This window comes from Suilimivivens sp. (assembly GCF_037359455.1).
In the GTDB taxonomy this organism is placed as follows: domain Bacteria; phylum Bacillota; class Clostridia; order Lachnospirales; family Lachnospiraceae; genus Suilimivivens; species Suilimivivens aceti.
In genome coordinates this window covers 58,421-68,344 of sequence record NZ_JAXXXI010000035.1, presented here as the reverse complement: position 1 = coordinate 68,344, position 9,924 = coordinate 58,421, and the positions used below count along the sequence as shown (strand labels likewise).

Here is a 9,924-nt window from a genome sequence, read left to right as displayed (position 1 = left end):
TTCCCCTCCTTAAAATGATATTATAGTATTATTCATATCAATCGCGCGTATATAGTCCATAGATCTGGAAATCTTTTTCACAAGCTCTATCCCGTGGATATCAAATTCATCACTGTCATGGCTGTATTCCAATGGATTAAAGTTAACTCCGTTATCCCTGATCCTCAGTCTGCACAGATCATCCTCCAGACAGAGATTGATATCGATCCAGTTGGAGGTTTTCCCACCAAATTTGATGATATTTACGGTCATCTCCTCGGCACATACCGCTGCCAGATTGGCTTTATTTCCAGACACTCCATTTTCCTTGCAGAACTCCATGATCTTTACAGGAACAGCCTGTGCCTCCTCCATAGTGCTTTTAATGGAAAAATCCAGATTGGTTCCGGGATTTTTGTCAGGAACAATATAAAAGCTGGAGTTCTTGTGTTTGATCTTTCTGAAGATCCATGCTGCGATCACCGTAATGAGCTCTGTGGCAACAAATCCTATGGCAATTCCATCAATACCGATCCCGTCAATCTGCTTCCAGATCAGAATTCCGGCAAAGGTCGCAGGCAGAACCACAACCGCATTTTCAAGGAAGGTAACGAAGCTTGCTATGGCTGTTTCCTCTATCGTTTCATAATAGCTCACAATAAATTTATTCCAGAGATACGGAATTACACAGATGGCAAAAATACGAAGTGCATCCACCATCTGTCTGCCAAGCTCTCCGCCGCCGCTTCCAAACAGGATCGTGATCTGTTCTGTAAATGCCATGATAACTGCGAATATCACTGCCAGGACGATGTAACTGTATTTCAGCATTTTATTACACAGAACCCTGATCCCCACATAATCCTTTTCGCCAAATAGGATCCCGGCTACATTTGGTATCACACCAATAATTCCACCTGTCAGCATTTCAACGATCAGCAGTACGTTATCGCAGACGGTAAATACCGCCATGCCCTCTTCTCCGATCTGATTGATAATGATCGTATTAAGACCAAGTGCCTTGATAAAATTCGTTGCCATGAAAACAAGCATAGGCACACCCGTAATAACGGCTTCCCTAAGAACCCCAAAGTCCTTTGCCTTCAGCCTGACAAAACGTATATTCCTTTTATCGGAACGGATATAAAGCAGGAAAACAAACATTGCCAGCAGAAAGCCAAGCACTGTAGATAACGACGCACCTGTAATCCCAAGTGGCGTGAATCGAAGGAAAATATAATCAAGGATAAGGTTAATGACATTGGCAATGATAAGATAGGCAGATGCAAGCTCCGGATGATTCTCAACACCCAGATAATTGACCATCATAAGGCCAATTCCGATCACCGGTGCACCGAGCATGCTGACACGGATATAATCTCCTGTATAGTCTGCCAAAGCACCGCCGCCAGGTACCAGGAGCCTTGCAATCGGTCCTGCCAGCGGAAACGCACAGACAGAAAAAACAAGTCCCACCAGAAGCGTCACCAGAAATGTAACAGAAAACAGCTTCGATGCACTTTCTTTATCACGCTTACCAAGCATATTGCCCACTGCTATGGAACCACCAATACCAAGGCAGTATCCGGTAAGCTGCACAATGGTTTCAACCGGAAGGCTCATCGTAACTGCAGACATTGCTTCCACACCGATCAGATTACTTACAAAGATCGTGTCCACTATGTTCCCGAGCTGAAGTGCCAGTGACATCATAATGCCCGGAACAATATACTTGTTTAGCTTCGCATTTAACAGTCTGTTATTTCTCTCACTTGTCATTTCGTTCCCCTTTTTGAAATACTGTCAGATGATATTTGATTTTCCCCTATTAATCTACAATTTATCATAAAAATGTGTCTATTACAAGCAGAGATGTGACTATGATCCAATTTCAGAAATACAGTAAATTCCAGCACTCTTTACCTTCATTGCTTCCAGCTTGGCCTTTCAAGCTCCATATCTTCCAGCAGATCTTTTAATATATTCTCCTGATACCCTGCCCTTTTCTTCTTTCTTACCTCTTTCGCTGTCTTACGAAGAACGGGATTCTCAACAGTTTCCAGCTTTTTTATGGATACATTTCCAATTTCTTCCTCCGAAAGGCTTTTCACGTAATCCTCCACTGACATTCTCCACACATGAATCCGGTCTCCATACTTTTTCCAAAGTCTGTCGGCGATCCGGATCCCATCCGGATCAGCATCGCCGCTATAGTAGATTTCCGCTCCGCTATCCAGCAAAAAGGGTATCAGTTTCACGGCAGCACTCCGCAGCTGGCCGGAAGTACATAGTAACGTTACCTTCTTTTGTTTCAGATGCTTTAGCAGATAGCTGAACACCATCTCATTTTCTACAATATAAACCTTGTCCCCTGTCGGCTGTACCGCTGTCAGCTCCTGCAGATTTTCCATGGTTACAGCACAGGGCTCCTGCCTCCTGCAAAAGGCATCGTATGCCGGGTGCCATTCGCCGCGAACCTGTAGACGCAATCCATAAATATGCACGATAGAAGAGATATTATCCGGCACAATTCCGCCAGACAGCAGTAATTCTCTCCATTGATGGGCATTTTCCGGATAATCTGTCTGCGCAGCATAGCACATTCCATGGACTAATAATTGCCCCGCAGTAGTTCCCTGATCAAAGTAATGAGGATTGCCGGATATTTCTGCGGAAAATACCGCCAGCGGATATTCCTCCTCCGTCTCTCGAATATCTTCCAGCAAAAGAAGTGCCTTTCCCACGGTTTTCAGTAGTTTTTCTGTCTTTTCTCTGTCTCTTCCATATTCTCTGATTACTGTCTGATAGCCATACTTTTTTTGAAAAAACATTTCCCGAAGCCAGGAAACACCAGCTGAATCCGGATCTGCACACTCTGTCAGACAGTTCTTCACATTTTCAAAAAATTCTGTCTTTTCCCGCTCTGCCTCCCTCTGTTTTTCCTGCGTGGTTATCATTTTTCTGCCAAAATATACTTCCAGTACTTCTTCAAAATTTACAGGAGCAAATTTTGTGCATTGCAGTCCTTTTTCAAATTCTATAAAAGAAAAACGCACGGTATCTTCATAAAATGTCTTGCCCAGTATTCCGCCTATAGCTCTCCGCTCTTCTTCGAAGGTATTTTTCAGTGTAATGATTCCTGTTACTCTTCCGTAAGAATTCCATTTCTTTTCAAATTCCGAAAAGCACCTTTGGTACGCCGGATTTTCTTTAAAATATGCCGCACATGCTTCATTATTGTTCATCCAAAATCCTCTCATGTCCGTTCCATGTATACCGGATTACCGATACCACCTGAGAGTTCTCCGGTCGATGCAGCTCCGCGATCCTGAGACCCTTTACCGTTTCAAAGCATCCCCATAGTGCCTGGGAATTCATGATATAGTCGAAATCCAGTTTATGAACCAATTCAAACATACTTTTGATATTCTTGTCATCAACACCGGCAAATGCTTCATCCAGCGCAATAATCCTGGGATGGTCTTTATTCTCTGCCTTTTTGTACTGCGCATTTACCGCTCCGAACAGCGGTACATACATAGCCATTGCTTTTTCGCCTCCGCTGAACCTGTTAAACGCAGCATTGGTCAGTGGCTTTTTTGTCTCTTCTCCACGCCGGAAAAACATCTGGAATTCAAACCATTTCCGGTAGTCCAAAGCATCTCTTACCAGCTCCATGTAATTGATAATCGTTCCCGTCTCTTCCAGCTTTGTCTTTTCTGCACGTATCTTGCTGCGGAAATGACCTGCTACTTTCTCAATATCATCCAGGGTAAGCAGTTCCCGGTCGCGTAGAAGGATCTGCTCCAGATCCGCTGTATCCAGTTCTTTGTCATTGTCGGCTTTGCAGGGTCTCCATTCCAGTGAAAAACGAAGTCCCATAGAGGTATCGATTTCCTGCATGAGCTTAGACATATCCTTCGCCCACTTTCTGCTCTCTGCTATGCGGTCCGTAAGCTGCTGGCTGATCGTCTGGGATAGGATATCTTCGAAAAGCTCCCTGTCCTTTTTCTGTATCAGCAGTTCTGTCTCTTCGATTGCAGCCTTCAGAATATTGTAAAACTCTTCCAGATATACCTTTTTTCCATTCCAGGTAGAGAGAATCCGTACCCGCTTACGTACAGCATCTATGTTCCCCGTATCACCAAAGCACTCTTCCATGGCTGTTCCATAGCTTGCAAGACTTCCGTTATGCTTCAGATATACAGTATGTAATGCCTGAAGCAGTTCCCCGGGTTCCCTGTTTCTATCACTTTCCCGCAATATTTTCACCGCTTCTCTGGCACATTCATAGACTGTCCGTCCTTCCCGGTTCAGGATCAGTTTCAGATCAAGTTCTTCTTCAAAATAATTTCTGAGTGTGGTTTCTTCTATAATGAACCGTTGCAGCTTTTCTTTTTGTTGCGGGAGGTCTTTTTGTAATGTCTCTAATCTCTCTTTCAAGGTTGCCCCCAGAAGCTTCAGATTCTCCAGTTCCTCGTCGATCTGATCCAGTTCCTCCTTCAAACGTTTCAGCCGATTTGCCTTTTCCTGCAGCTCCGGACTCATCAAATACTCTTCCAGCTGGCGGATCTGGATCTCACAGGCTTTTGCACGGGTACTGTAAGTCCTTTTTTCCGTATAGGCTTCCTCCAGATTCTCCTGATATTGCTCTATCCGTTCTTTTCTGTCCCGGCAGTTGATCTGTTCCGTCTGTATATGCAGCAGCTCCTGCCTTGTGCTTTGCCATATCCTTCCATATTCTTCTACGGCATTGCAGGCTTCCTCATACGCCTCTGCCGTTCTGCCATAGGGCAGCATTTTACAAAGCTTCAATACCTCCTGATATTGCCGGTTCTTCTGTTCGGAAAGTCTATGCTCCTGATCCTTCTGTTTCAGATATTCATTCTCCAGCACCTCCAGAATACGTTCCAGTTCTCTTTTCTCTGACAATGCGGTCTGAATCTCCGAAAAATCAGGAATCTCCCGGTATTCCACCTGTAATCTTTCCATGCGTTCCTGTAATTGCGCGATTTCGGAATTCAAGCCTTCTATGATCCTGCCGGTACTTTCTACCTGTTCCTGCAATTCCCGGATTTTCTGTTCTTTTCTACGTTTTCTCGCCAGGTATCCCACATATTCAGCAGCCTGCTTATCTGCTTTACCAGCTAAGATTCCCTGCCGGAAGCTGCCGTCCGCGCCGAAACAGATTCCCTGTGTCTTTCCTTCCTCTTCATAAATATTGCTGAGGATTTCCTGCACCTGGGTTCTTAATTCCTGTGGCAGATCATCACTTACTGTCAATTTGGAGAATTGGCTGCTGCCCGATCCGTCTGTCTGCAAAACAGCATCCAGAAATTCCGGATGCTCTGCTTTTATTTTGGCGAAATCCTTTCTCGTAACAACCAAAGCATCGAGTATTCCGGACATCTGTAATTGTGCCTCCAGTCTCGCACAGACTGTTTCCTCCAGATCCTTTGCAAACTCTACCGTTCTGTAAAACGGAACGGCTGTGATCCCCGCCTGTGCCAGGGATGCTCTGGATTTTTCGACTGCCTCATCCCGTTCCGGCTCCAGTTCCTGCTGCTCCTGAATCTTCTTAAGCTTTCCGCAGATCTCTTTCAGGTCTCCTTCCTTGATCTCCCGCTGATACTGCTTCTCATTTTTTTCGTCCACAAGCAGCTGCCGCTGCCTTTCATAATCTGCCTGGAAATCCCGCTGTATTTCCATACCATCCGCTACGGTCTCGTATTGTCTTGCTTTTTGCTCTGCCCGCAGCAGAATTTCTCGTTCCGGATGCCATTCTGTGGATAACTCCGCTCTGTGAAAGACCTCTGTGATCCATGCATCAATTCTGTCAGACACCTGTTCTTCTGCCATTTCCAGATGCTGTTCTTCCTCTGCTTTTTTCTTCTTTGTCTCTTCCAGACGACTGGCAGCTTCCTCGTACTGTCCTAAAATCAGTTCATACTGTCTGAGCGCTGTTCTTCCTGCTGTCAGTTGATTTTTCCATATCTGCAGCCACTCTGCAATCTCATCTTTTTCTTTATATTCTTCCAGACTGATTTTCTCTTTTGCCTTCTCATGATGTTCCCATTGCAGGATCTCCTGCTGTTCTTCCAGTTCTTCCCGTTTTTCCTTCAAGGTATCCCGGCGGAGTTCCAGCTGCTCCTCCAGCTTTTTCAGAGTCGTCTCCTCTTCCCGGATCCGTTCTCTTCCATCTTCGATCTTTTTCTCCCAGCGATGTTCTCCTTCTGCAGCCTCCTTGTGCTCTGTCTTTAGTTTTCCAAGCTTCCGGTCTGCATCCTCGAGTTCCGGATCAAGGAGAGCGCTGCGCTCCGTTTCTTTCAGCTTTTTCTCCGTAGCAAGTCTCTCCGTATCCTGTGCTGCCCTGCTCAGTTCTTCCTGTGCCTCACTCTGCCGCTGTTCCTGCTCTGCCAGTACTGCCTGTTCTTTCTCCACTTCCTGCTTCTTATTCAGGTAACCCACAGCCTTTTTCGCCAGCATATACTGATTGTAACGGGTATACTCATTGCGGATGATCTTCACATCATCAAAGGCACGATTGAGCATCTCCAGGCTGTCCTGGATCTCATCCATCTTTTCCATGGCATCTACCATAGGGCGCAGATCCTCGTCCGTCAAGGTCTGCAGGGAATCATTCAGAATGTCATACACTTTGGTGGGTTTAAACTCCTTGGAAAGCTTGGGAGCACGCACCTTCACAAGCAGTTTGATAAACTGCTCATACTGCTCCTCCTTACGAAAACCGAAAATATACTGGTTGACATGCTTCTTGTATTCCGACGGACTGTCTGTAAAAAAATTATCTTCGCCCAGTTCCGCTTTCATCTCCCGCTTATCCCTGGGAATTTTGTTTGATCCCACTTCCCTATACAGCCACAGATCATATCCTACCCTGCGTCCGTCCAGAATCACAAAGCCCCAGAAATCCATTGGTTTCCCACGCTTTGCTTTTTGTCCGATTCCAATGGTGCGATACTCTCCGGAATCCTCTTTCCAAAGTTCCAGGAAAAGATAGCCGGTAGACTCCTCCTTACCCTCTTCTCCCAGAAAATAATATTCCATCCGGCGATCACTGGATCCAAAAGGATCCAGACGGCTGGGTGTACGGTCTCCATCCAGTACAAACGGAATAAAGCTCTGTGTTGTAATGGATTTTCCGGAACCGTTCTGCCCACGCAAAAGCAATTTTCCATCCTCAAATTCAAAGTCCTCTTCATCATATAACCAGAAATTCACAAAACCGATCCGGTTCATTTTCCAGCGTTCGTTCATTCTTCTCCGTCTCCCTTGTAATCAGAAGGATACTGTCCTGCCAGCCTGCCCACAGCGGGCAACACGATGATCCACTCCTCCTCACAGCGCACCATCATCCAGTCTGTCATATATTTTAAAACAGTTTCCACAAGCCTTTCTTCGTCCATTTCACAGTATTCCTTGCTCCATGCATTCTTCCACTTGTTTCTGCAGTTTATGATAATCCCGGAAAGCGCCTGTATTGTCATGACAATACTTTCATCTTCCTGTAATTTTAATTTTCCCTCTGCCAGCTGCCTCTGTATCTCTGAACAGACGATCAGGACACTTTCCGAGATCTGGGCATCCCGGGGATGTACGGTTCCGTAACAGTCATCTGCATCCAGTGTAAGAAAGGCTGCATTGCGGTAAATATCCAGATTACCACCCATATTTTCCCGCAAATATCTGCCAACCCACTGCCTCTGATTTTTCAGATATAAGGCATCGGCATCTTCAGCACTGTCCCAATAAAGTGCCGGGCAGACCGCCAACTGTCTGTATACCCGGTTAATACGCCGGGCTCCTCTGTTCTCCTGGACTTCTTCAAAATCGGTTTTTTCAAAATCTCTAAAGGATTCATAGCCGGAAATATCTGTTGTAAAGCTGCTGGTAAAATATTTCGAATATCCTGTATTTTCATACAGTACTTCCTGCCCTGCTTCCTGACTGAAGGATTCACTTTTCCCTTCATATACCCGGATCATCTGCAGCCGTTCCATATACTGCAATACCCGCACCAGTGATTTCCTCTGTGTAAAAGAAGTCCAATCCACCGGCATGTAATTTTTCAGCTGCGTCTCCACATAGTCAATCAGTTCCGACAGCAGGAATTGTCGGCCCTCCTCGGCATCCTCCAGATACATCAGCACCACACATAGTATGCAGTAATCCCGAATGTCCGTAAACTCGCTGATTCCCATAAATGCTTCTGCATGTGCCGGCTTCTTTTCCAGTTTTAACAGCTTCTCTGTATGTATCAGCTTCCATCCCAGTTGTTCTCTGATAAATCGTTGAAAGTTCGGAATGTCTCTCTTTACTTTATAGAAAGTCTCTTTGTCACTGTCCCGGCAGATCCAGAATTTCTCCATTAAGGTTCTGATTTCATTCATATTTATTTAAACTCCAATATATAATCCGGCATTTTCAGATTTCCATCCTCGCATTTCAGGACACAACTGCCTTCCTTTTTCTTCAGACGATACTCCTGCCCATATTCCGTCCGCCCTGTCTTTTCCGAACTCATATTGGCCTGTGCGATCCACTGCAGGAAAATGGTCCTTGTGTCTTCAGAAACCACTTCATCAATCTCTGCAAACCGGATCTTCTGCTCCCTGATATACCGGAGTACCACTTCCTTCTGCCTCTGTGCCCGGCGCAGGTAGCTTTCCCGCTGTGCCATCTTTTCCAATGATTTATCAGCAAATCCTGTTCTGTCTTTTTTCTCTCGATACCCTCTCGTGTGAGGCTTCAGCAAAAACATTGAGGGATCTTCCTGGTAAACACTGTTGTTGATACCGTCTTCTTCTCTCGGAAAATTGATCTTATAATGTTCGATCTGCTGCACACCAAAGACATGAGCCGATAATTTATGAGCCTCCTCCAGATCCTCACATTTCAAAAACAGCTCCAGAAACTTTTTATAATCATCTTTTCTACTGATGCCCCAGTTCTGGACCTGTACGATCAACGCCGCATTCTGAATAATATTGCGTATGATATCACTGGTGATTTTCAATACTTTTTTAGCTTCACATTCCTGACCCTGCCCGTCCACAAACCAGTTTTTCAGGGAATGCCATTTTCCATATACATTTTCCCGAACACTTGGTTCCGCATTACCATGCATTTCCAGCAGTGCATGAGGAATATCCAGTTCGCTTTCTACGACCCGCTCCAGAATCATATTCTCCATACGCTCCGTATTCTTTTCCAACAGCTGCTCCATCCGTTTGGAATGCCGCTGCAATTCCTGCACAAATTCATTCAGATATTTGATAAATTTATCCTTATGAACCATGAATTCCACCGATTTCATCAGTTTTTCCGTTTTCCCGGAATAGAAGTCCCGCAGATAATCCTGATAGTTCTGGTTGAGCCGCTTGAAATCTTCCTGCAGCGTCTGCCACCATTCGTTCACAGTACGAAGCTCTGCATTCTCCATGCTCTCCGTCTCATCCAGACTTCTTTCCAGACGGACAAAGAAATTCATCGACAGATTACCTGACTCCAGGAATAAATTTTCCAGACGTACTGTCAGACGTTCAATCTCCACGGCGTATTCCGACATCGTATAGCGATATTGCTTATTTTTGTAATCCGCTATTGTGTACACCTTTCCCGGATCCTGTATCGGCGTAAGATTTTTCCACTTTACAAGTGCTTCCAGATCCAGAACCAGCTGCTCCATGGAATACATGTCAAATGCTTCATCCTCTTTTAAAAGCCTGAAAACGTCCTCTTTATATAGTTGAAAATGCATCTTTTCATATTCCCGGTAAAAGCATCTCATGATTTTCCGGTATACCGGTGCATTCTGTACCGATAGGTAGGAAGTTTCGTTGATCTGTTCGAAATGATCCATCCGTTTGTTCCTCTCTCAAGTATCCTGCTAAATAAACGCAATCATATACAATGGCAGCGTTA

General features: G+C 45.1%; 5 protein-coding genes. All 5 read right to left on the bottom strand.

Going from position 1 to position 9,924, the window contains the following annotated elements; genetic code table 11:
* Nucleotides 1–9: 9 nt before the first annotated feature.
* Nucleotides 10–1,758 (bottom strand): MATE family efflux transporter, encoded by a 1,749-nt coding sequence (locus WJQ40_RS05465; protein ID WP_337538453.1) that lies wholly within the window; start codon nucleotides 1,756–1,758, stop codon nucleotides 10–12.
* Between the two features lie 146 nt (nucleotides 1,759–1,904).
* Nucleotides 1,905–3,224 carry a TIGR02679 family protein gene (locus tag WJQ40_RS05460; RefSeq protein WP_337538450.1) on the bottom strand — a complete coding sequence of 440 codons (1,320 nt, stop codon included), beginning with the start codon at nucleotides 3,222–3,224 and terminating at the stop codon, nucleotides 1,905–1,907.
* The gene (locus WJQ40_RS05455) at nucleotides 3,214–7,257 is read right to left on the bottom strand and encodes a TIGR02680 family protein (RefSeq protein WP_337538449.1); all 4,044 of its coding nucleotides are present in this window, start codon (nucleotides 7,255–7,257) and stop codon (nucleotides 3,214–3,216) included. Before WJQ40_RS05455 ends, WJQ40_RS05460 begins: the two co-directional genes overlap by 11 nt.
* Complete coding sequence (locus WJQ40_RS05450; RefSeq protein ID WP_337538447.1) at nucleotides 7,254–8,390, bottom strand: TIGR02678 family protein; 1,137 nt, start codon at nucleotides 8,388–8,390, stop codon at nucleotides 7,254–7,256. Before WJQ40_RS05450 ends, WJQ40_RS05455 begins: the two co-directional genes overlap by 4 nt.
* Before the next feature lie 2 nt (nucleotides 8,391–8,392).
* The gene (locus WJQ40_RS05445; protein WP_337538443.1) at nucleotides 8,393–9,862 is read right to left on the bottom strand and encodes a TIGR02677 family protein; all 1,470 of its coding nucleotides are present in this window, start codon (nucleotides 9,860–9,862) and stop codon (nucleotides 8,393–8,395) included.
* Nucleotides 9,863–9,924: the final 62 nt, after the last annotated feature.